26 protein-coding genes and 1 tRNA gene are annotated in these 24,238 nt (G+C 64.1%); 16 read left to right on the forward strand and 11 right to left on the reverse strand.

Annotated elements, in window-relative coordinates:
• Positions 1-10: 10 nt before the first annotated feature.
• The gene (locus ACO06P_RS01255; RefSeq protein WP_420348202.1) at positions 11-1,090 is read right to left on the reverse strand and encodes an alcohol dehydrogenase family protein; all 1,080 of its coding nucleotides are present in this window, start codon (positions 1,088-1,090) and stop codon (positions 11-13) included.
• Positions 1,091-1,168: 78 nt separating this feature from the next.
• Positions 1,169-1,567, reverse strand: a complete 399-nt coding sequence (locus ACO06P_RS01260; RefSeq protein ID WP_420348203.1) for a RidA family protein — start codon at positions 1,565-1,567, stop codon at positions 1,169-1,171.
• 146 nt (positions 1,568-1,713) lie between these two features.
• Here ACO06P_RS01260 and ACO06P_RS01265 point away from each other — a divergent pair, with 146 nt between their 5' ends.
• Complete coding sequence (locus ACO06P_RS01265) at positions 1,714-2,310, forward strand: TetR/AcrR family transcriptional regulator (RefSeq protein ID WP_420348204.1); 597 nt, start codon at positions 1,714-1,716, stop codon at positions 2,308-2,310.
• A 36-nt stretch (positions 2,311-2,346) separates the two neighbouring features.
• Here the strand turns inward: ACO06P_RS01265 and ACO06P_RS01270 are convergent, their stop codons facing one another.
• The 5 genes from ACO06P_RS01270 to ACO06P_RS01290 all read right to left on the reverse strand — a co-directional run bounded on the left by ACO06P_RS01270 (position 2,347) and on the right by ACO06P_RS01290 (position 5,915).
• On the reverse strand, positions 2,347-2,871 hold the full coding sequence (locus tag ACO06P_RS01270) for a hypothetical protein (protein WP_420348205.1): 525 nt from the start codon (positions 2,869-2,871) through the stop codon (positions 2,347-2,349).
• 297 nt (positions 2,872-3,168) lie between these two features.
• Positions 3,169-4,050, reverse strand: a complete 882-nt coding sequence (locus ACO06P_RS01275) for a bile acid:sodium symporter family protein (protein ID WP_420348206.1) — start codon at positions 4,048-4,050, stop codon at positions 3,169-3,171.
• Positions 4,051-4,282: 232 nt separating this feature from the next.
• Positions 4,283-4,657, reverse strand: coding sequence for a cupin domain-containing protein (locus tag ACO06P_RS01280; RefSeq protein WP_420348207.1), 375 nt, complete (start codon positions 4,655-4,657; stop codon positions 4,283-4,285).
• Between the two features lie 105 nt (positions 4,658-4,762).
• Positions 4,763-5,440: a helix-turn-helix transcriptional regulator gene (locus tag ACO06P_RS01285; protein ID WP_420348208.1), complete on the reverse strand. Its 678-nt coding sequence runs from the start codon at positions 5,438-5,440 to the stop codon at positions 4,763-4,765.
• A gap of 79 nt (positions 5,441-5,519) precedes the next feature.
• Complete coding sequence (locus ACO06P_RS01290; RefSeq protein ID WP_420348209.1) at positions 5,520-5,915, reverse strand: RidA family protein; 396 nt, start codon at positions 5,913-5,915, stop codon at positions 5,520-5,522.
• 330 nt (positions 5,916-6,245) lie between these two features.
• Between ACO06P_RS01290 and ACO06P_RS01295 the strand changes: the two genes are divergently transcribed.
• Entirely contained in the window at positions 6,246-7,409 is a 1,164-nt protein-coding gene (locus ACO06P_RS01295) for an iron-containing alcohol dehydrogenase (protein WP_420349684.1), read from the forward strand.
• A 653-nt stretch (positions 7,410-8,062) separates the two neighbouring features.
• On the opposite strand, the gene ACO06P_RS01300 is transcribed toward ACO06P_RS01295, so the two are convergent.
• The gene (locus ACO06P_RS01300; protein ID WP_420348210.1) at positions 8,063-8,497 is read right to left on the reverse strand and encodes a YHS domain-containing (seleno)protein; all 435 of its coding nucleotides are present in this window, start codon (positions 8,495-8,497) and stop codon (positions 8,063-8,065) included.
• Positions 8,498-9,145: 648 nt separating this feature from the next.
• On the opposite strand from ACO06P_RS01300, the gene ACO06P_RS01305 reads away from it, so the two are divergent.
• Both ACO06P_RS01305 and ACO06P_RS01310 read left to right on the forward strand, forming a co-directional pair.
• Complete coding sequence (locus ACO06P_RS01305) at positions 9,146-9,802, forward strand: GNAT family N-acetyltransferase (RefSeq protein ID WP_420348211.1); 657 nt, start codon at positions 9,146-9,148, stop codon at positions 9,800-9,802.
• A gap of 194 nt (positions 9,803-9,996) precedes the next feature.
• The gene (locus ACO06P_RS01310) at positions 9,997-10,140 is read left to right on the forward strand and encodes a hypothetical protein (RefSeq protein WP_420348212.1); all 144 of its coding nucleotides are present in this window, start codon (positions 9,997-9,999) and stop codon (positions 10,138-10,140) included.
• Between the two features lie 156 nt (positions 10,141-10,296).
• On the opposite strand, the gene ACO06P_RS01315 is transcribed toward ACO06P_RS01310, so the two are convergent.
• Positions 10,297-10,386: transfer RNA gene (locus ACO06P_RS01315), tRNA-Ser, on the reverse strand.
• 234 nt (positions 10,387-10,620) lie between these two features.
• On the opposite strand from ACO06P_RS01315, the gene ACO06P_RS01320 reads away from it, so the two are divergent.
• Both ACO06P_RS01320 and adhP read left to right on the forward strand, forming a co-directional pair.
• Positions 10,621-11,364, forward strand: a complete 744-nt coding sequence (locus ACO06P_RS01320) for an isochorismatase family protein (protein ID WP_420348213.1) — start codon at positions 10,621-10,623, stop codon at positions 11,362-11,364.
• A 181-nt stretch (positions 11,365-11,545) separates the two neighbouring features.
• Positions 11,546-12,565, forward strand: coding sequence for an alcohol dehydrogenase AdhP (gene adhP / locus ACO06P_RS01325; RefSeq protein ID WP_420348214.1), 1,020 nt, complete (start codon positions 11,546-11,548; stop codon positions 12,563-12,565).
• On the opposite strand, the gene ACO06P_RS01330 is transcribed toward adhP, so the two are convergent.
• Positions 12,552-13,073 (reverse strand): isoprenylcysteine carboxyl methyltransferase family protein, encoded by a 522-nt coding sequence (locus ACO06P_RS01330; protein ID WP_420348215.1) that lies wholly within the window; start codon positions 13,071-13,073, stop codon positions 12,552-12,554. The two genes, adhP and ACO06P_RS01330, sit on opposite strands and share 14 nt — an antisense overlap.
• A gap of 4 nt (positions 13,074-13,077) precedes the next feature.
• A complete protein-coding gene (locus tag ACO06P_RS01335; protein WP_420348216.1) occupies positions 13,078-14,169 on the reverse strand; it encodes a type III polyketide synthase in 1,092 nt (363 codons plus the stop codon).
• Positions 14,170-14,490: 321 nt separating this feature from the next.
• Between ACO06P_RS01335 and ACO06P_RS01340 the strand changes: the two genes are divergently transcribed.
• The 10 genes from ACO06P_RS01340 (at position 14,491) to ACO06P_RS01385 (ending at position 24,236) form a co-directional block, all read left to right on the forward strand.
• Positions 14,491-14,937: a hypothetical protein gene (locus ACO06P_RS01340; protein WP_420348217.1), complete on the forward strand. Its 447-nt coding sequence runs from the start codon at positions 14,491-14,493 to the stop codon at positions 14,935-14,937.
• Positions 14,938-15,244: 307 nt separating this feature from the next.
• A complete protein-coding gene (locus ACO06P_RS01345) occupies positions 15,245-15,502 on the forward strand; it encodes a hypothetical protein (protein ID WP_420348218.1) in 258 nt (85 codons plus the stop codon).
• Between the two features lie 162 nt (positions 15,503-15,664).
• The gene (locus ACO06P_RS01350) at positions 15,665-16,897 is read left to right on the forward strand and encodes a lytic murein transglycosylase (RefSeq protein ID WP_420348219.1); all 1,233 of its coding nucleotides are present in this window, start codon (positions 15,665-15,667) and stop codon (positions 16,895-16,897) included.
• Between the two features lie 77 nt (positions 16,898-16,974).
• Positions 16,975-17,970 carry a septal ring lytic transglycosylase RlpA family protein gene (locus tag ACO06P_RS01355; protein ID WP_420348220.1) on the forward strand — a complete coding sequence of 332 codons (996 nt, stop codon included), beginning with the start codon at positions 16,975-16,977 and terminating at the stop codon, positions 17,968-17,970.
• Positions 17,971-18,052: 82 nt separating this feature from the next.
• Positions 18,053-19,201 carry a D-alanyl-D-alanine carboxypeptidase family protein gene (locus ACO06P_RS01360; protein WP_420348221.1) on the forward strand — a complete coding sequence of 383 codons (1,149 nt, stop codon included), beginning with the start codon at positions 18,053-18,055 and terminating at the stop codon, positions 19,199-19,201.
• Positions 19,198-19,875: a dTMP kinase gene (tmk, locus tag ACO06P_RS01365; RefSeq protein ID WP_420348222.1), complete on the forward strand. Its 678-nt coding sequence runs from the start codon at positions 19,198-19,200 to the stop codon at positions 19,873-19,875. Before ACO06P_RS01360 ends, tmk begins: the two co-directional genes overlap by 4 nt.
• The gene (locus ACO06P_RS01370) at positions 19,872-20,951 is read left to right on the forward strand and encodes a DNA polymerase III subunit delta' (protein WP_420348223.1); all 1,080 of its coding nucleotides are present in this window, start codon (positions 19,872-19,874) and stop codon (positions 20,949-20,951) included. The genes tmk and ACO06P_RS01370 overlap by 4 nt, the downstream gene beginning before the upstream one ends.
• Positions 20,952-21,032: 81 nt before the next feature.
• Positions 21,033-22,601 (forward strand): methionine--tRNA ligase, encoded by a 1,569-nt coding sequence (metG, locus tag ACO06P_RS01375; protein WP_420348224.1) that lies wholly within the window; start codon positions 21,033-21,035, stop codon positions 22,599-22,601.
• Entirely contained in the window at positions 22,598-23,416 is an 819-nt protein-coding gene (locus ACO06P_RS01380) for a TatD family hydrolase (RefSeq protein ID WP_420348225.1), read from the forward strand. The genes metG and ACO06P_RS01380 overlap by 4 nt, the downstream gene beginning before the upstream one ends.
• Positions 23,417-23,435: 19 nt before the next feature.
• On the forward strand, positions 23,436-24,236 hold the full coding sequence (locus ACO06P_RS01385) for an MBL fold metallo-hydrolase (protein ID WP_420348226.1): 801 nt from the start codon (positions 23,436-23,438) through the stop codon (positions 24,234-24,236).
• Positions 24,237-24,238 lie beyond the last annotated feature (2 nt).

Raw genomic sequence — 24,238 nt, forward strand, 5'->3', positions numbered from 1 at the left:
AGTGCTTGGCTCAGTCGTGAACCCGGATGCCGATCTTGCCGACGTGGGACTTGGTCAGGAAGGCCTCCTGGGCGGCGCGCAGGTCCGCCAGCGCATAGCTCTGTGCGATGATCGGGCGGATCTCGCCCGCCTCGATGTAGCGCACCAGATCCGTGAACACATTGGCCGGCTGGTGCGTGCAGCCGAAGAACGAGAGGTCGCGCAGGTAAAGCGTGCGCAGATCCAGTTCGACGATGGGGCCGGCGATTGCGCCGGCGGTGACGTAGCGCCCGCCATCGCAGAGGGCGTCGATCAGATCCGGCCAGCGCGGCCCGCCGACAAGGTCGAGCACGATGTCGAAGCTGCGCTCCGGCAGCCCCGCATCGCGGTCGATCGTTTCGTCGGCGCCGAGTGCGCGCAGTTGATCGGCCTTGGACGGGCTCGTCAGGGCCGTCACCCGGGCGCCGCGCCGCTTAGCCAGCTGGATCGCGGCTGAGCCGACACCGCCCGAGGCGCCGGTGATCAACACCCGCTCCGCGCCAAGACCGCAGCGCTGGATCATGCCTTCGGCGGTCGAAAAGGCGCAGGGAAAGGAGGCCAGTTCCACATCCGATAGGTCTGACCGGACAGCGATCGCATCGCCCGATGCAGCAATCGCATACTCAGCGAAAGCGCCATCGCACTCCGATCCAAAGGTCGCGGTCGTCGGTTTGGAGCCTGACGCTCCTTCTGGGCTTTGCAGGGCCCGCACCAGGACTCGCTCACCGGTGCGGGCGGATGGCACGCCAGCCCCCACGGCCACGATTTCGCCGCAGCAGTCCGCACCCTGGATGCGCGGAAAGGACAGCGCAGTTCCGGACCAACCGCCATCCGCGTCCGCCGCGGAGCCGTAGCCCTCTACTGCGCCGGAGGCCGTATCCCCGCGTACGCTCTTGGAATACCACCCCGTGCGGGTGTTGATGTCGGTGTTATTCACGGAAGAGGCCGCGACCTTGATCAGGACCGCGCCGGCGCCCGGGCTTGGGACCGCGAGATCATCGCGCCACTCCAGCTTCTCGAGGCCTCCGTGGCCCGTCAGGACCATGCCCCGCATTGTCCGGGGAAGCGTCATCTGCGTCTCCCTGTAGCGCAACCGTTCTACGGTCTGAGCGGACGGCGCGCAACTGCTGCGCCGTCCGTCGCCAATCGATCACGCTGGCTGGGGAATACGCGCGATGGCCTTGATCTCGAAATCGAAGCCCGACAACCAGGTCACACCGACCGCGGTCCAGTTGGGGTAGGGCGGTTCCCCGACCGCCTTCAGGCGCACGGCGGAGACCGTTTCGACCTGCGCCGCCGGGTCGGTGTGGAAAGTGGTCACGTCGACGACGTCGTCAAAGGTGCAGCCGGCAGCCTTCAGCACGGCTGAGAGATTGTCGAAGGCCAACTGCACCTGCTTCTCGAAATCCGGTTCGGGCGAGCCGTCCTCGCGGCTGCCGACCTGGCCGGAGACGAACAGGAGGTCGCCGGAGCGAATAGCCGCCGAGTAGTGGTGCATCTCGTAGAGCGCCTGGCGGCCGGCCGGGAAGACTGCATCGCGTTTGCTCATGGGTTTGCTCCTGTTCGATCGGGCCTCGTTGCTCGGGTCGTATCGGGCCGAACGGCCATTGACATACGTTCCGTATGTCGGCATTTAAATTCATACAAGCCGTATGTCAATAGCATACGCGGCGTATGTACCTACAGGAGAAGACGGTGGCCGCACAACGGCGTGCGCAGATGGTGGAGGAGACCCGGGCGAAGCTTGTTCAGGCAGCCAGGAAGGCTTTCGCGGAGAAGGGCTATGCGGCGGCGTCGATGGACGACCTGACAGCCGAGGCCGGCCTGACCCGGGGCGCGCTCTATCATAACTTCGGCGACAAGAAGGGTCTGTTGCAGGCCGTGATCGACCAGATCGACGGGGAAATGCTGGCGCGCCTGCGCAGCGTCCAGAACCGGGCGAAAGATCCCTGGCAGGGGTTTCTCGATGAATACACCGCCTACATCGAGATGGCCCTCGAGCCGGAGATTCAACGCATCATGCTGCTGGACGGGCCGGCTGTGCTCGGCGACCCGTCGCAATGGCCGAATCAGAGCGCCTGTCTGCAAAGGACGACAAAGGCGATCCAGGCACTCATCGATGCGGGAACCGTCAAGCCGGTGGATGCGGAAGCGGCCGCGCGGCTGTTGAACGGAACGGCTCTCAATGCCTCGCTCTGGATCGCCGCCGCCGACAATCCTTACGCCGTCTTTGCGCGTGCCGTAGAGGCATTCCGCCATCTCGCAGCCGGCCTGCTGCGCAGCGGCGGCTGACCTTACGCGCGCTGCCGGGCAGGGAAGGGGATGGCCCTATCCTGAGGCGGATCTGCGGATCAGGTTTCTGAACTCGTTCAGCAAGACATCGCTGCTGTTCTGGCCCACCATGACGCCGCGCCGCGTTCCGCTGCCGTCGAAGAGCAGCACGGTGACGTGGCCGACGCCGTTTTCCGCAGCAAACGCCCGTCCTTCAGGCTGGCGAATGTCGGCGACGAGATACTGGATCTCAGCGTCGTCCAGTTCCGAAAGCGCCTTGCACACCTCGCGCTGCAGATCGCGGCACTGGGGACAGTGCGGATCGTGCACCTGTACGACGGTCGGGATTCCGTTTCCGAGGCGCGAGAAATCCCGCTCGAGAATGCTGGCGTGAACACTGCCAGCGAGGTACCAGCCGCTTCCGCCGACAACCCCGATGCCGAGAACACCGAAGCCGATGTTCTGCAGCAGATCTCGCCGGCTGCGCAGCTTCTTTCTCGGCGCGGCTTGGGGCGTAGTCTGGGCGCCGGAGCAGGGCCCCTGTTTTCTTTTCGGCGTTGCCTTGCGCTTCTGTCGCTTCATCGCGAGATCCCTCAAGGGTGCGGCTTTGCCCAGCGCCGGTCCGTGTTTGGCGGATTCCCGCCCGTTCAGCCACGGCCAAGGCCCGGAACGGACAAACTGTAGCCGAACAGCAATACGCGGCGCAGATCACCTCTGCGTGATCTGCGCGGCCTGCTGACTTCTGTCCGCATGGCACGCATCCCGGGCGCACTGCGTTCCACAGGTGCCGATCGGGCTCTGAGGTGATCTTCGGCCAGCGCCGGTCTGCACCCGCGCCAGAGCCATCTGAGCAATCGCCGCTGGGTTATGGGCCGACGACTAAGCCGTCTCGCTGGCGGTTTGCTGCAGTGGCACCCGCCGTCTGAGAAACGCGATAAAGACCAGCGCGGTGGCGAACATAAGCACACTGTAGGTCGCCGCCGGCACAGTCACGAGACCGCCGCCGAACAGCAGGGTTGCGACCGCGATCGCCAGCGTGCCGTTTTGCAGGCCGCATTCGATGGAGATGGCGACGCGCTGGCGGATGCCCGAAGCGAAGAGCCGCGCGATGAGGTAGGCCAGGGCCATCATGACGACATTCAGCACCAGGGTCACGAGGCCCGCCTGGGTCAGGTACTCGAGAATGTTGCTTCGCTCCTGATAGATCGCGCCGGCCAGCACCAGGGCAAACAGCCAGGTCGAAATGCGGCGGGCCAGAGGTTCGAAACGAAGCGCGATTCCTTCGGCGCTATGGCGCAGCAGCAGGCCAAGCAGTGCCGGAAAGGTCACGATAACGAAGACGCTTATGGCCGTCTTGGCGACCGATACATCGGCGCCGACATCGCCGCCCATGAACTGGCCATAGGCGAACACGACGACCAGGGGGATGGTGACGACGCTGAGCAGACTGATGACCGCTGTCAGGGAGATCGACAGGGCGACATCGCCGCGCGCAAAGGCGGTCAGGATGTTCGAGGTCACGCCGCCCGGGGCCGCCGCGATGATCATGACGCCCAGCGCCAGTTCCGGTGGCAGCGACCACAGACTGACAATCACAAAGGCGACCGCAGGCAGCAGCAGAATCTGCGACAGGGCCCCGACGATGAAATCCCGCGGACGCCGTGCGACCCGCGCAAAGTCATCGAACGTCAAACCCAGGCCGAGTGCAAACATGATGAATGCCAGCGCAAGCGGCAAAACGACTTCGGTCAAAAGACCCACAAAAACCCCCTAATTCTCAACGCTTGCGGCGGCGGGACTGTAGGTGCGCCGGCCTCCGCCAGCAAGCCTGTTCCAGTGCCGGTACCGCCAATGATCATGGTGCCGGTTCTGACAAAGACAACGGGGCGGCGCCGGGCAGCGCGCTCCGACGCCAGTCAGCAGAGGCTTCAGGTGCTGGGCGCTTCAGGTTCTGGGCTCGGCCGGGTGTTGCTCGGACCGAGCTGACGTGCATTCATTCGTCTGCATTCGATCGAGGGTCGTCAGCGTCAGAGTTTTCCGTGGCGCCCGGCGTCAGGTAGAGTTCTTTGGTTCGCTTCAGGATGGTGTGCCGGTGCCAGCAGCGGCGCGGCACGACTGTGGCGGCGCCTGACCGAAGCCGCCGTACCTCTGCGGGCCCACCGTCTTCGGGCAGGATTTCGACTTCGACCTCGCCGTCCAGAACCATAAGGAACTCCTCGCAGTCCGGGTGCATTTCCCAAGGACCGGTAGCGCCGGCGTCCGCCCAAAAGACGCCCACCGCGCCCTCGTTGAAACCCGCGAGCTCCCGGAACTCGAGCTGTTCGAGAGCCTCCACCTCGACCAGCGGATCAAACACCGATGTCGTCATGCTGCGCTCCAGCGTTGTAGTGCAGGGACCTTCGCATTTGGCGGGCCGGGTGTCATGAAAATGAGAACGAGACCCTTTCCGGGCAGGGGATGACCGCGGCTGGCTTCAGGCGTGGCAGCGCTCCCGTTCCATGAAGGCGATGAGGCCGGTCTTCTCGTCTTCCTGAAACCTGTCTTCCGTCTTGGTGAGTTCCGTGATCCGGTCCCATCGGAACGTCCGAAACCCTTCCCTGAGTTCGCACCAACCGGAGACCATCCAACCGTCCGGCAGGTCCCAGATCACGAGCGGACGCAGGCGCCGGCGGGTGAGGTTCCCCTGGCCATCCTTGTAGACGATCTGAACAATGCGTTGATTGCGGATTGCTTCTCGAAGGAGGCGGTTGTCTTGCGATGCGCCACGTTTGGGCTGAAGGCTGTAAAACGGCGCATCAGCAAGCTTGCGCTCTTCCGGTGCAGGCATGCTTGCCTGGATTTTTGCGCGCACTTCCCGCGCCGCAGTAGCAAGCACCGGATCGCCGGTGCGCTCCACAAAGGACAAACCGACTGCCAGGGCATCGACCTGGTCATGTGTGAACGTCACATTCGGCAGGTCGAAGCCGGGGCGGAGCAGGTAGCCAATTCCGGCCTCACCATCGATCGGCAGGCCGGAGGCTTGGAGATGGGCGATGTCGCGATAGATCGTGGTCACGCTCACCTCGAAATGCGCGGCCAGGTCCGCGGCGCGGCTAACCCCTCGGCTGCGCATTTCGTTCACGATCCGGAACAGTCTTTCTGAGCGACGCATTGGACTCTGTTTTCCAATGGTTACCGCGACGATCCTAGCGCGAATGGCCTTTGGGTTCCAATGCGGGCCGACCTTGTGATCAAGCTGCGGCTGTTGCTTCGATCTCGAACAGGAGCGGCGGCAGGGCAAGACGGCTCACGCCAAGCAGCGTCATGGGCGGTGAAACGCCAAGGGGTCCGAACCGGGCTCCGAGGATGTCGAAGTGCTTCATGGCATCGTCCACGTCGGTCGTGAAAATCCCCAAGCGGACGACGTTAACAAGCCCCATATCGGCTGCTTGCAAGACCGCTTCGAGGTTATCGACCGCCAGTGCGATCTGTCCCCGCATGTCGCCGGGGTGCTGCGGCGCGCCCTCTGCATCCACGGCGGTCTGTCCTGCGCATACCAGATGCCGTTTCGTACCTTCAAGGACCTCGGCCTGGTTGTAGCCGTAGTTCAAGGACCACGGCCACGGATTTACGGCTGTTCTCTTCATCTTGTGCCCTCCTATTGGGTTATGGGACGTCACGGAACCACAGGCCTCTTGTCACCGTGGTGACAGGAGCGAAGGCAGCCAGGTGAAAAAGCAGAAGGTCTTCGGGGCGCTGTCAGGAGCCTCGCACGCTTGACGGAAACGCCGCGACCTGACGCGCACCAGACTGGCTCGCTGTATGCATACAAGCGACCGTTGAGCGGCAGAAAGTAGGCTCGGCATAACAAGGGCGCTCCGATAAAGCGCGAATTGTCCTTGAACACACCACATATGACGGTGGCGAAGTCGACCGCACCTTCAAGAGCCTTACTTCAACACACAACCAAGCGGGGAATCATGGCCTACTACTTCTTCATGCCGACGGTGAACATTATGGGAGCCGGCGGGCTGGCTGATGCCGGCAAAGAAATCCAAGCGCTCGGGTTCAAAAAGGCACTTATCGTCACAGACGCCCCGTTGCACCGGGAGCTGAAGGCAACCAAGGTGGTGACCGACTTGCTCGACAAGATCGGCGTCGCTTACGCGATCTATGACGAGGTCGAGCCAAATCCGACCACAGGCCAAGTCGATGCCGGGACAGCTATGCTTCGGGAGGAGGCGTGCGACTTCATCATCTCGTTCGGCGGCGGTTCGCCCCATGATGCGGCGAAAGCAATCGGTATCCTGGCGACACATGGCGGCGATATTCGGGACTTCGAGGGTATCAACCAGATGTCGAAGCCTATGCTGCCGCTCGTTGCCATCAACACGACATCAGGCACGGCCAGCGAGATGACTCGGTTTGCGATCATCACCGACGAAAAGCGCCATGTGAAGATGGCAATTGTCGATTGGCGGACAACGCCGACTCTGTCCGTGGATGATCCGGAGCTGATGGAGGCCATGCCGCCATCGCTCACGGCTGCAACAGGGATGGACGCCCTGACCCACGCCATCGAAGCCTATGTCTCCACGGCTGCGACGCCGGTTACGGACTCGGCAGCACTGCATGCCATCAAGCTGGTCTCGGGATTTCTCGCACGGGCCGTGAAGGACGGCCACGATCACGAGGCGCGCGAAATGATGACCTATGCGGAGTTTCTGGCGGGCATGGCGTTCAACAGCGCGAGCCTTGGCTACGTCCATGCTATGGCCCACCAACTCGGCGGCTTATACGATCTGCCGCACGGCGTCTGCAACGCGATCCTGCTCCCGCATGTCCAAGCCTATAATGCACAAGCGGTACCGGAGCGGTTCGTCGAAGTCGCCGGCGCCATGGGGATAGACACACGCGACATGACATCGGCGGAGAGCGCTGAGGCGGCGCTAAACGCGATCCGAGCCCTCTCCAAAGAGGTCGGCATTCCCGCAAACCTGGCTGCGTTCGACATCGTGAATCCGGAGGACTTTCCGACCCTGGCAGACAATGCGATGAAGGATGCCTGCGGGGCCACCAACCCGAAACAGCCCATCAAGGATGAGGTCATCGGGCTGTTTCAAAGGGCCTACCAAGGTTAGGGCTTTCGGCGTCGGGCGGCGCAATCAGTGCGCCGCCCTTGCCCTGCGTTCCATGCACCCGCGCGGCGACCATGCTCGTGTCGGCTTTGTCCCGCAAGGCGACCACCGGCCCCGCATACAAGGCCGTCGCACAATCGGCGGGGAATGGCGGATGGGGTGGGATGCGCATTCTTTGTTCGGAGCCAACAAACACCGCCCTTACGCCCGTCTCGACCAGTGCGGCCTTGTCGGCTTTCTGTCCCGAAAGCGCGTGATCGCCATGACGGAGGCCGACGTGCTCATGGAGGTGGCGTGGGGGCCAGGTGCTCAGCAGCGGTATCGGCGCAAGGATCTGTGTAGGGCATCGGGTGCGGTGCTGCTGTGGGGACTGCCTAAAACTACGAAGGGGGAGCGCTAGTGATAGTCCATCACGGTCCGGCTGGCCGTCCAGAACGGCCTCTTAGTGCTCTGCCTTAAGGCCAAGTCCGGCGCGGTTCGGTATGGCAGTATCTATTGTCATCATGCTGCGCCCGGTCAGAGAGACGAAAGGCCGGGCCGGTTCCTGTTCTGCGAAACCGGACCGGCCTTTCAATCAGTCTGTATCCAGGCCTGCCAGGGCTTAGGCCGGGAGTGTCACCCTCCCAGAACCCAACCACCGTCGGCGTGATCTCGCCTTAGAACGGGTGAATGCGCGGCCAGTTCTCATCGCCAGCTACGATATGCGCCGGAATGTCTGCCTGCCAAAGCTCCTGCGCGCGCGGATGGACCTGCACATACAGTACTTCGTCCACGATCTGCCAAACATTTGGATCGCCCGGTGCTTTGTAGTTCTGGCTGGCCGCCCAAGAGCAATAGCCATCATAAGCAGGGGCGTAACGCTCCGGATCAGCCGCAAAGGCGTCCCGGTTCTCGGTCGAAGCAAAGTACCAGATCGCTCCGTTCCAGAAATGGTTGATCCGAGCCTCTCCCGGCATTGGACCATCTTGGTGATACGATACCGTGTCATACCCGCCAATCGCGACGGCCAACTGGTTTCCTGCGGACGCGGGCAAAGAGGCGATGGCAAGAGTCGCTACTGTAGCAAGTGCTGTTACAGATTTTCTGATCATATTAGTCTCCATACAAAGTCCCGCTGATGCGGTTAGTATGGTTCTACTAATAAAACGAACGGATCACTTACCAGTCACTTTTATGCCAGAGAGAAGTTACCCAGATAAAAATCTTGTGTTTTGATTTTATATCCGACATTTCCCATTTGGTTCCCTTCGCCGCAGCCTCTATCGCCCTCTCTTGGCAAAGCTCTTTCTTCAACTTGGTAAGGTCTTTCCGCTCCATGTCCGCGCGGATAAGGCCACTGAATGACTCGGCCCCCGAAAAGCCAGATGCAAGACCAACCGGTAGGTAGTGAAACTCGCCTCAGAGTTAGACGAGTTATCCGCCGTTGCTCGCTAAGCTTTGGCTTCAATCGCAACACGCCCACATGTGGGCGTATCTCGACATGTCGAGATGTCGATAATACGAACTACTCCTTCGCAATAGCCCTACGCTAGATTAGCCGATTGGTGAAAAACGCAGGTCTTAGTTTTCCAAAATATGTCGAAACACCGCGACCTGCATTCGAAACGAGGTGAGCGCGTGCTTCGCTGATCTGAGCTGAGTTTTTCGCTAGGATGCCGAAAGCCGTGAGCCCGCCATGGCGGCGTGACTCACACAACCCAGCCTCCGGCAAACCCGGTGCGGTTCAAAGAGCAAGGCAAATGGTATCAAGATCCAGGAACAAGAACACGCCTCAACTTCGTTCGTTCCGTTTTACAGACTTGCCGAAGTGCTACGAGATCGTGGCGCTGAGCTTTGGAGTTTCGGAAAGAGTATCGCCGCACATCTTGGCAAACTTTCTGGCAAAGCTCTATGTCGAGAGTAGCGTGATCGAAAGCAGCAAGGCTTTTGGCCTTGAGGTGGATGGGGAGGTTGTCGGCTTTCTGTTCGGGCGCCTGCCTGACGAGCCGCTTTTCCAAGGAAGGTATTCCGGATTCTTCGGCAAGCTGACCATGGTTGGTGAGCTGCTATTTCTCAAAGGTGTTAGTTTGGTCTCCAAATGGACCTGGCTGAAGAATGTCATTGAGCATGATCGGAGAAGTCCTGACTTGGGCGCAAAGTGCGAGGTGACACTTTTTGCGATCTCGCCAGCCGCACAAGGGCTTGGAGGAGGTCGGATTCTGTTAGAGGCATTCATCGACCATTGCGTTACAAATGATCAGAGTGATCTCTATTTGGAAACGGACACGTCATCTAACTTCCGATTCTATAAGCATCTCGGTTTCAAGCATATTGATAGTTTCAACTCGCCTATCGCGGCGGCTTTCTCAGGTGGATCAGGTGAAACCTTTGTGTATCGTAAGGCGTTGTCACTCTAATGGCTTTTAAGGCGAACCGAAAACTGACTTTCTGGAACACCAGTCAATAGAGCCGTGGGTTTCTCGAAACCTATGTCGGCGAGCGCGAGTGGGGAGGGCCGACTATGACGGCATGCCGAAGAGGGCCGCCAGGCAGGGCAAGACCGGCTGCAAGGGCCGCACAATCCAGATTGATAGATCGGCTCGATCATCTGATGGCGGATTATCTGAAGCATCGCCAGCTCGATCCGCACCCGGTGCAGGATATGCTCGCCGCGCATCTCGACCGCCGCCGGGACCGGATGAGCGGCGCCGAACACGACGATCCGTCGCTGAAAGAGCGGACCAAGGAATCGTAGACGACGCGCGACCATCTGCGAGCTTTCGCGCAGCGGGTCGAGATCGCCGAACACGAAGTCTGCATCATGGGCTCGAACAATGAGTTTCTGAGGCTGCTGACGTCTTCAAATGGCGCAGAAACGGCGGCGAACGACGTTCGCACTTATGTTCCAGGGTGGCGGATGGGGTGGGATTCGAACCCACGAGACGCTCTCACGCCTGCCGGTTTTCAAGACCGGTGCCTTCAACCACTCGGCCACCCATCCTCTGCGCCCGAACAACGGCCGCCCGGGCCCGCTTCATGAGGCCGGCGGGCGAGAGGTAGCAAAGCCCGCGGAGCCTGGAAACCCCGAAAAGCCCCATCCTGTGTCAGGGCCCAGCTTTGGGGCATTCCGGCAGACCCCGCTCCCGCGCAGATCAGCCCTGCGGCTTTCACCCCTCGCACCCGGGGGCGGCGGCGACTAAACTGGCGGCAACGGATGCTTATGCAGGAGGCTGCCATGCCGGACAGTGCCGATCTTCCGGGTCTCACCGAACACCTGGCCGCCGCCATGCCGGTGGCGCCGGCGCAGCTGGACCTGGGTGCCGAGGCGACCGGGCTGGTCATCGTCGACGAGGTCAACGGCTTTGCAACCGTGGGCGCCGGCAACCTGGCGCCGCCGGCGCCCAATGCCCAGGTGAGCACCATGGTGGCGGAGACCGATCGCCTGGCCCGGGCCTTCAGCGAGCGGAGATGGAAGATCCTGGCCTTTCTCGATACCCACGAGCCCGGCAAGCCGGAGCCGCCCTATCCGCCGCACTGCGAGGCCGGGACGGGGGAGGAGAATCTGGTACCGGAACTGGCCTGGCTGGAGAACGATCCCCACACCACCCTGGTCCGCAAGGACTGCATCAACGGTTTTGTCGGCGCCATCCGGCCGGACGGCAGCAATGCGGTGGTCGACTGGGTGAACGCCGCCGGGCTGCAAAGGGTGCTGGTGGTGGGCATCTGTACGGACATCTGCGTGATGGACTTTGTCCTGACGCTCCTTTCGGCGCGTAACCACGACCTCATGCCCAGCCTGAAAGACATCTCGGTCTACACCAAGGGCTGTGCCACTTACGACCTGCCCATGGCCGCCGTGGAGAGCCTTGGCCTGCCACGCACGGCGGCGCATCCGCAGGATCCGACGCACCACATGGGGCTTTATTTCATGGCCTCGCGCGGTGCAGAGATCGTCGACCGGGTGACCCTTCCGTCCTGACGCCAAGCCCGGCGGCGATTGCTTTCCCGCCACTCTTTGATCGGCTTTTCCGAAGCCGATGGCGCTGCCTCCGGCCACGTCATAGCTCTCTGTTTGGGACAGGAGTCCGCCGGCCGGGGATCCGCAAACCGGCGTTCTTGAGCCGACATCAGGGAACGGATTGGCTGGAAAGGACGCTGCAATGCCCAGCACGATGAAAGCCGCGGTCGTAACCGACTTCGGTAAGCCGCTCGATATACGGGAAGTGGAGAAGCCAAGCGCGCAGGACGGCAAGATCGTCGTCAAGATCGCCGCCAGCGGCGTTTGTCACACCGACCTTCACGCAGCCCAGGGCGACTGGCCGGTGAAGCCCAAGCCGCCGTTCATTCCGGGCCACGAAGGCGTCGGCATCGTCGCCGAGGTGGGCAAGGGCGTCACCGCGGTGAAGGAGGGCGACCGGGTCGGCGTGCCCTGGCTTCATACGGCCTGCGGCCACTGCCACCACTGTGTGGGCGGCTGGGAAACGCTGTGCGGCGACCAGGCAAACACCGGCTACAGCGTCAACGGCGGCTTTGCGGAGTACGTGCTGGCCGATCCCGGCTACGTCGGCCATCTGCCCGATGGCCTCGATTTCGCGCCGGGGGCGCCGATCCTCTGTGCCGGGGTCACGGTCTACAAGGGCCTGAAGGAAACCGAGGCGAAGCCGGGCCAGACGGTGGCGATCGTGGGCATCGGCGGGCTCGGACAACTGGCGGTTCAATACGCGAAGGCCATGGGTTTTCATGTCATCGCCGTCGACATCGCCGAAGACAAGCTCGCCCTCGCAAAAGAGTCCGGGGCCGATCAGGTCATCAATGCCGCCACCACCGACGCGGCGGCGGAGGTTCAAAAGGGCGGCGGCGTGGAAGGCGCGGTGGTGACAGCGGTTTCCCGCGAGTCCTTTGGTCAGGCGGTCGGCATGCTGGGCCGCGGCGGGACTATGAGCCTGGTCGGGCTGCCGCCGGGCGGCTTCGAACTGCCGATCTTCGAAGTGGTGCTGATGCGCAAGACCATCCGCGGGTCCATCGTCGGCACCCGCAATGACCTGTCCGAGGCCCTGCAGTTTGCCGCCGAAGGCAAGGTCGCCTCGCGTTACTCGACGGAAAGTCTGGACGACATCAACGCCATCTTCTCCCGCATGGAGGCGGGGAAGATCAACGGCCGTATCGTCATGGAGATCTGAGCGGGTCCAGGTCTACACGCCTTGCGGCGAGGGCCTGGTCTTCGCAGCGGATGCGGATCGTCAGGATCAGCGCATTGGCGGCCGAGAAGATCAGCGCCAGTTCCCAGGCGCCGAAGGCCAGCGGCAGGACCAGGATTTCCCCGGCCACAACGACATAGTTGGGGTGGCGCAACAGGCGGTAGGGGCCCTTGCGGACCAGGGGCGCCGACGGCAGCGTGATGATGCGCGTGGTCCAATACCGTCCGAGGCTGGCCAGCACCCAGAGCCGCAGGCCCTGCAGAATGACGAAGACCGCCAGAAGCGCCCAGTTCGGCGGCGTCTCGGCCGGAACGAAAATCGCGAGGGCGGCCAGCCAGGCGGCGTGGAGACCGACCAGAAAAGGGTAATGGCCGGCACCCACTTCCTGACCGCCCTCGGCCAGCAGGCGCCGGGTGTTGCGCTGCGCGTAGACCAGTTCCCCCAGGCGCTGCAGCGCCACCAGGGCCAGAACGATCCAGAGCACGCTCATGGCTTCAGGCTTCCAGGATCTGGAAGCCGGCGGTGAAGCCGGGCCCCAGGGCCGTCATCACATAGCGGCCGCGGAGGCCCGCCGCGCGCATACGCTCCAGCACGAAGAGCACGGTCACCGCCGACATGTTGCCGAAGTCGCGCAGCACAGAGCGCGCATCTTTCAGCGCGCCGTTCTCCAGTCCGAAGACCTCCTCCAAGGCCGCGATCACCTTGGCGCCGCCGGGATGGCAGATATAGCCGTCGATGTCGTCGCGGCTGAGGCCCTCTTGTGCCAGAAACCCGTCGAGCGCCGTTCCCAGGCGCTCGCGGACGAGGGCGGGGATGTCCCGGGAGAACAGGACTCCCAGTCCGTCGTTCTCCACAGTCCAGCCCATAACGTCCAGGGAGGCGGGCCAGGTGAACTCGCCGCCGGCGGTCAGCCGCGGCCCTTGGGTCACCCTTTCCGGAACCGTGCCGCCCGGGCGCGCGCCTCCGGGAGTTGCGGCGTCGGGTTCCGGCGCTTCCAGCAGCACCGCGGCTGCGCCGTCGCCGAACAAGGCCGTGGCGATGACGTTGCTCTTGGAGCGGTCGTTGGCACGGAAGGTGAGGGCGCAGAGCTCCACCACCAGGCAGAGGATCCGCGTGCCGGGCGCGGCTCGCGCCATGGCCGCCGCACGGGACAGGCCGACAACGCCACCCGCGCAACCCAGCCCGAAAATCGGCAGCCGTTTCAGGTCGCTGCGAAAGGCCAGGCGGTTCATCAGATGGGCATCCAGGCTGGGCGTCGCCACGCCGGTGGTGGAGACGGTGACCAGGCCGTCCACGGCTTCCGGCCCCAATCCCGCCTGCGCCAGGCAGTCCAGGGCCGCTTGCTCGAGGAGTTCCACGGCGTTGTCGATGAACAGCTGGTTGCGCGTCTTCCAGTCGCTGGGCGTGAGGTACCAGTCGATGGGCATGCAGGACCGGCGGGTCAGAATCCCGGCGTTGTCGAAAGCCGGCAGCAGACGGTCGATGTCGAGACGGCGGCCGGCAAAGAGATGCTTGACCCGGCGGACGACATCTTCTTGCCGCAGGGTGTAGCTGGGCACGGCTGTGGCGAGGGCCTGAAGGGTCACGGCGGGGATGGCAGTTTCCAGCGGCGCGGGCTCCGCCCGTCTGGCGCTGTGAAGATCGACGGCGGTGATGGTTATCTCCTGTCGACTTGGCGGCGCTGCGACAGGCTGCTTGCGGCTGGCGGCGCTGCGGATTTGCCCTTCTGCTTTATCTACGTGTCCTCGGCGGCCCCGGTTTCAATGGAAATCGCAGTGGGAGCGCAGGCACGGGAAGCCGCGTTAAGCCCTCGTTAAGGACAGACCTTAACGAGCGCAGAGACTTGTCGTGCTATGCTCGATCCCGGCTCAGGAAGAGCCCCCGCACGAGTGGAATGGTAGGTAGCCATGCGTAAGCTCTTGAAAACGTCCGCCTTTCTGGCGGCTGTGCTGGTGTTTGGCGGCGCTGGCGCTGCCGTCGATGCGGCGGACCTGCTTTCCACCCATCCGACCCACTACAAGCAACACCTCGGCGGCGGCTCGGCCAGCGGCGGGGCGCTTGGCCGTAAAACCAACCAGGCACGCGCCGGGTCGCGGCTGCTGGTCCGCGACGAGGGCCGACTCCAGGAGAAGTGGGTGCTGAGCGCGGACCTGTCCCAGGCCTGCCGCCAGCGGCTTTTCCGCCAGAAACGCGATAACTTCTATATCGGCCAGGTCGGGGGGGTCGTCTACGGGGCTGCCGTCGGCGGCCACGGAAGCCTGGTCGATCGTGCGAAAATGGCGGAAAACCAAGTGATTTATCTGTTCCGCGGGCAGGGCACGACGGACTGTCGCGTCTATCACCGGACGAAATAGAGCGAAAATTCACGAATCTTTAAGTCGTTAACCATTTGTTTACCAAGTTGGCTGCACACTGCGCTCACGGTTCATCGACCGTCTCCTGAAATTGATTGCATCGACCTCTCAAAAGCCCCGCCTCCCCGGCGGGGCTTTTCCTTAGGAAATGAGGCGGGGACAGCAGCGGGGCCGGCCGATTCGCAAGCCGCTCGCGAGAACGCTGTGCGATGCCTTTCGCGCCAGCGGCGAAGAACGGCGGGCATGCTTGCCTGGAGGGCTTGGCATGGTACATAGGGCGGCTTCATGGTTAAGGGGCAGTGGGCACATGCGGTTCTTCTTCTCCCTCTCGGCGGTCTTGATGACGCTCGCGCTCGCGGGCTGTTTTGCGCCGAGCAAGGCCGACCTGATCAAGAAAGCCGAAGGCGCATCGACGAAGGCCGAACTGGAATCGGCACTGGGCGAACCCAGCGACGTCTCGAAACTCGGTCCGATCGAGAAGTGGACCTACAAGGCCTCCGACGGCGCGGTTGTCTTCGTCCTTGCAGGCGACACCATCACCCTGGAGGTGACGGAAGGGCCGTAGGCACGGCGCCGCGCCTCTCCCTCTCGCCCTTCCGCGCCGATTGCCAAGACTCCTGGGCCTGTGGCACAAGGGCCGTTAACCAAAGTCTGCCATCATGCCGGTTTCCGCCATCATGACTGCTTTGCCTGTGGCACTGCATAACCCCGCGAGGACCATCCGTTCATGACAGGCCCGACCCGTTGCGCCCGCTTCCTTGTTTTGGTGATCTGCCTGTTGGCTGCTGTTGGGATCAACGTCCAGCGCGCCACAGCCAACCCCTCCGCTGGCAATGCCGATCAGGGATTCACCCAGTGGCTGCAGGAACTGCGGCAGGAGGCGCTCGCCATGGGGCTCAGCGCCGCCACGGTCGATGCGGCTTTGAAGGACGTGACGCCGGTGGCCCGGGTGATCGAGCAAGACCGCAGTCAGCGGGAATTCACCCTGACCTTTACCCGCTATCTCCGCTCCAGCGTGACCGAGACCCGGGTCGAGCGGGCACAGCGGCTGATGGCGGAGCATCGCGAACTGCTGCAGCGCGTGGAGGCGCGCTACGGGGTTCAGCCGCGGTTTCTGGTCTCCTTTTGGGGGCTTGAAAGCAATTTCGGCGACTACACCGGGGGCTTTTCGGTGATCCGGGCGCTCGCGACCTTGGCGCACGATTCGCGGCGCAGCGCGTTCTTCCGCGCGGAGCTGCTCTACGCCCTCAGAATCCTGGACGAAGGGCACATTACGCTCGACCGCATGACGGGGTCCTGGGCCGGGGCGATGGGGCAGGTCCAGTTCATCCCCTCGACTTTCGTGAATTTCGCCGTCGACTTCGACGGGGACGGCCGGCGTGACATCTGGAACAGCCTGCCGGATATCTTCGCCTCGGCTGCGAACTATCTCTCCCAGGAGGGCTGGCGTGGCGACGAGACCTGGGGCAGGGAGGTCGCCCTGCCGCCCGGTTTCGACTTCGGCCTTGCCAGCCTCAAGCTTTCCAAGCCGCTTGCAGACTGGTCCCAGGTTCACGGCATTCGCAAGGCCGACGGCAACCCGCTGCCCAAGGCAGACCTGGACGCATCCATCGTTTTGCCCTCGGGCCATCGCGGGCCCGCCTTTCTCGTCTACCGGAACTACCGCACCATCCTGATCTGGAACCGATCGATCCTCTACGCTCTGGCGGTCGGACATCTTGCGGACCGGATTGTCGGGGCGGCCCCGCTGGCGGCGCTGCCGGACGAACAGCCGATCAGCCTGAAGGCGATTGAGGAGATGCAGGCGCTGTTGAACGCGAAAGGATTCGATGCCGGCGAGCCGGACGGCCTTGTCGGTCGCCAGACGCGCGCAGCGCTGAGTGCCTACCAGCGCGCTATCGGCGTTCCGGCGGACGGCTATCCGACGGCGGAGATCATCGAGCGCTTGAGGCGGGACTAGCGGCGCAGGATTGGCTGCAAGATCAGCGGCGTCCAGTTGTCCCCGGGCGTCAGGCAGGGAGAGGTCACGACACATCCATGGATCGCGGTGCATTCCTGAACAGAGAGCAGGGCTTTGGGCGCAGTCGCTCGCTGGCTGCCTCCATCCTGGCGCTGGCTGTCCTGGCCGGCTGTGCCGAAACCGAACTGGCCGTGCACAACGCAAAGCGGTTCCAGAGCCCGCCGGGCGCAGCGACGGAAACCCTTGGCGACTACAAGGTCGGCAAGCCCTACCAGATCAAGAACGTCTGGTACTACCCGCGGGTCGACTACAGCTACGACGAGACCGGCATCGCTTCCTGGTATGGTCCGGGCTTTCACGGCAAGCGCACGGCCAATGGCGAGATCTACGATCAGAATGCGATGACGGCAGCCCACCGCACCCTGCCGATGCCCTCCCTGGTCCAGGTCACGAACCTTGAAAACGGGCGGTCGATCCAGGTGCGGATCAACGACCGCGGGCCCTTCGCCCATGGCCGCATCATCGATCTTTCAAAGAAGGGAGCCGAGCTTCTGGGCTTCGTGCGCCAGGGAACCGCGCGCGTCCGGGTCCAGATTCTGGAGCCCGAAAGCCGGCAGCTTGTCGCCAGGGCGCAGGGCGTCGAAGTGGCCAGCGATGCGCCCTCGGCCGCGCCGGTGGAGACGGTTGCCGTCCAGGATTTGCCGCCGGCCGGAGCGGCGGCACCGGCCGCGCCGCGTCCCGAGCGGGTCCGAACCGCCTCGGTGCAGCCCTTGGGCGCCGGTGACCGGGAGGCTCTTGCGCTGACCACGCCCGAACCCCTGGTGACCCAGCAGACCCCGCGCCGAACCCGGCTCTACGTCCAGGCCGGCGCCTTCACGCAGATCGCCAATGCCGAGCGGCTGCGGGCGCGGCTGGCTTCTGTGGGCAACGTCCAGATCTCCCGCGCGGTGGTGGGGGATACCCGGTTCTTCCGCGTGCGCCTGGGGCCGCTGCGGGACGTTAACACCGCCGACCAGACCCTGGACCTGCTTCTGAGAAACGGGTTTACCAATTCCAAGGTGGTGGTCGAATGACGCAGCAAGGCAGGCTTCTGCTGACCGTCCATCACCATGCTCATCACGGACCGGCATTTGGCGCGCTGGAGGTAGCCGCACGATGAAATCAATCAGATCATCCCTTCAACTCGCTTTTCTCGTCACCGTCCTTGGGCTGCTCGTCTTTCTTGTGCGGCCGGCGCTCGCCCTGGAGACCCAGGCCCGCGAGGCGCTGCTGGTCGATGCGACGACGGGGGCCATCCTGCTCGAGAAGAACTCCGACGTTTCCATGCCGCCGGCCTCCATGAGCAAGATCATGACAGCCTACATGGTCTTCGAGCGCCTTAAGGACGGCAGCCTTTCCCTGGAAGACAAGCTTCCCGTGAGCGAGAAGGCCTGGCGCATGGGCGGCTCGAAGATGTTCGTTGAGGTCGGCGACCAGATCCGGGTCGAGGACCTGCTGCGCGGCGTGATCGTCCAGTCAGGCAACGATGCCTGCATCGTTCTGGCCGAAGCCCTGGCCGGAAGCGAGGAAGCCTTTGCCGAACAGATGACCGCCAAGGCCCGCGAGATCGGGATGACGGGCAGCACCTTCGCCAACGCAACGGGCTGGCCGCATCCGAACCAAAGGATGACGGCGCGCGACCTTGCGGTCCTGGCCAACCGCATCATCACCGATCATTCGGAGCACTATCACTACTACTCCGAAAAGGAATTCACCTGGTCCGATATCCGGCAGGGAAACCGCAATCCGCTGCTCTACAAGAACATCGGGGCCGACGGGCTGAAGACCGGACATACTGAGGAAGCGGGCTACGGGCTGACCGCTTCGGCAATTCAGAACGGGCGTCGCCTCATCCTCGTGGTCAACGGCCTGCCGAGCATCAAGGCCCGCTCGGCCGAGGCCGAACGCCTGATGTCCTGGGGCTTCCGGGAATTCGGAAACTACGAACTCTTCAAGACCGGCGATACCGTCGATTCTGCGCCGGTCTGGTTGGGAGCCGAAGACACGGTGCCCCTGGTGGTCGGCGAAGACCTCACGGTCACGCTGCCGCGCAGCGCCCGCAACGGGATGCAGGTTGCGGTGGTCTATGACAGCCCGATTCCGGCGCCGATCCCGGCGGGCCAGGAGATTGCGCGCCTGCGCGTCTCCTGGCCTGACGGTGTGCCCGTGGAGGTGCCGCTCATGGCCGGGGAGGATGTCGAGCAGCTCGGGCCTTTCGGGCGCATCGCCGCCAGCATCAAGTTTCTTCTGCTCGGCACCCCTTGAACGCGCAGGCCACAGAGGCCGGCGGCCGACGCGGCTGTTTCATCACCCTTGAAGGCGGAGAGGGCGCGGGCAAGTCCACCCAGGTCCAGCGGCTGGCGGCATGGCTGGAGGAGCGTGGGCTGCCCGTGGTCACGACGCGGGAGCCCGGCGGCAGCCCCGGGGCCGAGAGCATTCGCGAACTGCTGGTGACCGGCGATGCCGGACGCTGGGATGCCCTGACCGAAACCCTGCTGCACTTCGCCGCGCGGCGCGATCATCTGGTCAGGACGATCCAGCCGGCCCTGGCGCGCGGCGATTGGGTGGTGAGCGACCGCTTCGCGGACTCCACCATGGCCTACCAGGGTTTCGGCCACGGCCTGGGGCAGAACCCGGTCGAAATCCTGAGCAACCTCGTTCTGGACGGTCTGAGACCGGACCTGACGTTGATCCTCGATCTGCCGGTTCCCGAGGGCCTGGCCCGGGCCGGCGCCCGCTTCGCGCAGGACGGCAGCGAAGAGCATCGCTATGAATCCATGGACCCAGACTTCCATGATCGCCTGCGGCAGGGCTTTCACGCGATTGCCGCGCGCGAGCCGGATCGCTGTACACTGATCGACGCCTCTGGAAGCGTCGATGAAGTCGCCGACGCCATCCGACGGGCGGTCGAAGCGAAGCTCGGGAGGGTCATGGCGTGAGCGACAAGGCGGAAGACTGGCCGCACCCGCGGCTGACAGCCGATCTCCTCGGCCAGGCTGCCGCCGAGGATGTGCTGCTTCAGGCGGCCCAATCCGGACGCCTGCCCCATGCCTGGCTGATCTCCGGGCCGCGCGGCGTCGGCAAGGCGACCCTGGCCTATCGTTTCGCCCGTTACCTGCTGGCCGGCCCCGGTGACGAACCGGGCCTCTTCGGAACGGCGGAAACGGCCGGACTCGCGGTGGACCCGGATCATCCGGTGTTTCGCCGGGTTGCCGCAAACGGCCACAGCGATCTCCTGACCCTGGAACGCCGGCCCGACGAAAAGGGCAAGCTGCGCAGCGTCATCCCTGTGGAGGAGGTCCGTAAGCTTCTGGCTTTTGCGCGCATGACGGCGGGTGAGGGCGGCTGGCGCGTCGCCATTGTGGACGCCATAGACGAAATGAACCGTAACGGCGCCAATGCCCTGCTGAAGGTTCTGGAGGAGCCGCCGCCGCGGTCCGTCATTCTGCTGGTCAGCCATATGCCCGGCGCCCTCTTGCCGACGATCCGCTCGCGCTGCTGCCAACTGGCCCTCGGGCCCCTGGCCGAAGACGTGGTCGCCAGCCTGCTCAGGCGGCACCGGCCCGATCTCGATGCCCAGGAAGCGGCGGCCCTGGCCCGCCTTGCCGACGGCAGCGCCGGCCGCGCCCTGGCGCTGGCCCGACAGGGGGGCCTCGGCCTCTACAGGGATCTGATCGCGATTCTGGAGGGATTGCCGCGGTTGGATGTTAGGGCCCTTCACGGCCTGGCCGACAAGTGGTCGCAAAGCCGCAACCCGGCCGCCTTTCACACCGGTATGGAACTGCTGATCTGGTGGCTGGGCCGTATGATCCGGGCGGGCTCGACCGGCGGCGAACTGGCTGAGGTGGTGCCGGGCGAGGCGGCCCTGGCCCGGCGCCTGCTGGCCGGGCGCCCCCTTGCGCAATGGCTTGGCCTGTGGGAGAAGATCAGCCGCCTTTTCGCCCGTACCGAGGCGGCCAATCTGGACCGGAAGCAGGTGGTTCTGACCGCCTTTCTGGACCTGGAGAACGCCTAGCCCCGGCAGGGAGCCTGGTCCTGGGCGCCGGATGCCATGCCGTCCGCGGGGCCGGATTGCCGAGCCCGATGGAGAGCAGCGATGACGGCAGGAAAGCCGGCATACTACGTGACGACACCGATTTACTACGTGAACGATGCGCCGCACATCGGGCATGCCTACACCACGCTTGCCTGCGACGTGCTGGCCCGCTTCAAGCGGTTGGACGGCTACGACGTGCGCTTTCTCACGGGCACCGACGAGCACGGCCAGAAGGTCGAGCAATCGGCGGAGAAGGCAGGCGTCGACCCCCAGAGCTTCACCGATAAGGTGTCGCAGAACTTCCGCGAGCTCTCAAAGCTGCTGAACTTCACCAACGACGATTTCATCCGCACCACCGAGCCGCGCCACAGGGCGTCCTGCCAGGCCTTGTGGAAGAAACTGGTTGAGGCGGGCGACATCTACCTTGGCACCTATGCGGGCTGGTATGCAGTACGCGACGAGGCCTTCTATGCCGAGAGCGAGCTTGAAGACGGTCCTGACGGCAAAAAGATCGCGCCCTCCGGCGCCGAGTGCGATTGGGTAGAGGAAGAGTCCTACTTCTTCCGCCTCTCAGCCTGGGGCGAGCGCCTGCTCAAGTTCTATGACGAAAACCCGGATTTCATTCTGCCGCCAAGCCGGCGCAACGAGGTGGTCAGCTTCGTCAAGGGCGGCCTGAAGGATCTCTCGATCAGCCGCACCACCTTTTCCTGGGGTATCCCGGTGCCGGATGCGCCGGGCCATATCATGTACGTCTGGCTCGACGCCCTGACCAACTACATCACCGCCGTCGGCTTTCCGGACCAGGAAGCGGAGGATTTCAAAACCTTCTGGCCCGCCGACGTGCATATGGTCGGCAAGGATATCCTGCGCTTCCATGCCGTCTACTGGCCGGCCTTCCTGATGGCCGCCGGGGTCGCGCCGCCAAAGCGGGTCTATGCCCACGGCTGGTGGACCAACGAGGGGCAGAAGATCTCCAAGTCGCTCGGCAACGTCATCGTGCCTTCGGAACTGGTGGCGACTTACGGCCTCGATCAGGTGCGTTACTTCCTCCTGCGAGAAGTCCCCTTCGGCAACGATGGCGACTTCTCGCGCAAGGCCATGATCGGGCGCATGAACTATGATCTTGCCAATCAGTTCGGCAATCTCGCGCAGCGCGTGCTGTCGATGATCGCCAAGAACTGCGAGGGCAGGGTGCCGCAGCCAGGGACTCTGCAACCCGAGGACCAGGCCCTGTTGGACGCCGCCTCGGCACTGTTGCCGGAGCTGCGCACGGAAATGGACGGGCAGCAGTTTCACAGCGCTCTGATCAAGGTCTGGGAGGTGGTTGGCGCCGCCAACCGCTACATCGATCACGCGGCGCCCTGGACCCTGAAGAAAAGCGATCCGGCGCGGATGGCGACGGTGCTCTACGTGCTGGCGGAAGCCATCCGCCGCCTGGCGCTGCTCTCCCAGCCGGTGATGCCGGATGCCATGGCCAGGATGCTGGACCAGCTGGCCGTCGATCCCAACGCGCGTGGCTTCGAGGCCTTGGAGGCTGCGCTCGAGGCGGGGACGGTTCTGCCGCAGCCGCAGCCGATCTTTCCGCGGTTCGTGGAAGAGGAGGCGGCAGCGCAGGGGAGCGGCGCGTGACTGCGGCTGCCGTGGACCCGGCGGTGGCGGCACGGCCGCTGGTCGACTCCCACTGCCACCTCGACTACCTAGAGCGCGACGGCGATATCGCCCCGGTCGTCGAACGGGCCATGGCGGCCGGCGTCGGGACGCTGGTGACGATCTGCACCAAGCTCAGCGAATTCGACCGCATCCAGGCGATCGCAGGGCGCTTTCCCCGCGTCTTCTGCTCCGTCGGCGTGCATCCGCACGAGGCCGGCAAGGAAGGCCAGAAGACGCCGCAGCGCCTGATCGAGCTGGCGGCCCTGGACAAGGTGGTGGGGATCGGCGAAACCGGCCTCGACTACTACTACGAACACTCGCCGCGCGAGGCGCAGCAGGTCAGCTTCCGCGCCCACGTCGCTGCGGCCCGGGAGACCGGATTGCCGCTGATCGTCCATGCCCGCGACGCCGACGACGACACGGTGGCAATCTTGCAGGAGGAGTACGCCCGGGGGCCGTTCCCCGGCGTGATCCATTGCTTCACCGCCGGTCCGGCTCTGGCGCGCGCTGCCCTGGACATCGGGTTCTCCATCTCCCTGGCCGGCATCGTCACCTTCAAGTCGGCGCAGGCGCTGCGCGACACGGTGCGCGACGTGCCGCTCGACCGTTTGCTTGTGGAGACGGACTCGCCTTACCTGGCGCCTGTCCCCAGGCGCGGCAAGACCAACGAGCCGGCCAACGTGGTCTATACCGCGGCAGCCCTGGCGGAACTGCGCGGTGTCGACCCGGCGGACTTCGCCGACATCACAACGGAGAACTTCTTCCGCCTGTTCTCCCGCGCTGCACGCCCCTGAGGACCGGGTCGGTTCGGCGATGAAGCTCACGGTTCTCGGCTGCGGCGGGTCCGGCGGCGTGCCGGTCGCAGGCCGCGAGGGTGCCAAGGGCTGGGGGCTGGCGGATCCCGGCAACCCGAAGAACCGGCGCTTGCGTGTCTCGGTGCTGATCGAGGGGGCCGCGGATGCCGAGGGGAACCGCAGCCGCATCCTTATCGATACTTCGCCGGACCTGCGCCAGCAGATGCTGGACAACGCGATCACCGCGCTGGACGCGGTGCTCTTCACTCATGCGCATGCCGACCATTGCCATGGCCTGGACGAACTGCGGGGACTGGTCTATGCGCGCCGCGCACCGCTCGACGCCTTCATGGACGCCGAGACGCGCACGGCCCTCACGACCCGCTTCGGCTACGCCTTCGCTTCCAGCCGCGATCCCGACAGCCTCTATCCTCCGCTGCTCAACGACCGGCTGATCGACGGCCCCTTCCGCATCGGCACCATTCCCGTAACACCCTTCCGCCAGCAGCATGGCGAGGAGACGACCCTGGGCATTCGCTGCGGCGACATCGCCTATTCGACCGACGCCAGCGCCCTCGACGAGGCGGCTTTCGCGGCGCTGGCTGGCGTCAAGCTCTGGGTGGTGGACTGTCTGCGCGACGATCCCCATCCGACCCATTCCCACGTCGCCCAGACGCTGGAGTGGATCGAACGGGTGAAGCCCGAGCGCGCGGTCCTCACCCACATGAACGAGCGCCTCGACTACGACGACCTTCTGAGCCGCTGCCCGCCGGGCGTCGAGCCCGGCTATGATGGGCTCGTTATCGACGTTGAAGACTGAGC

Source organism: Pelagibius sp., from assembly GCF_965227505.1.
Classification (GTDB): Bacteria; Pseudomonadota; Alphaproteobacteria; order Kiloniellales; family Kiloniellaceae; genus Pelagibius.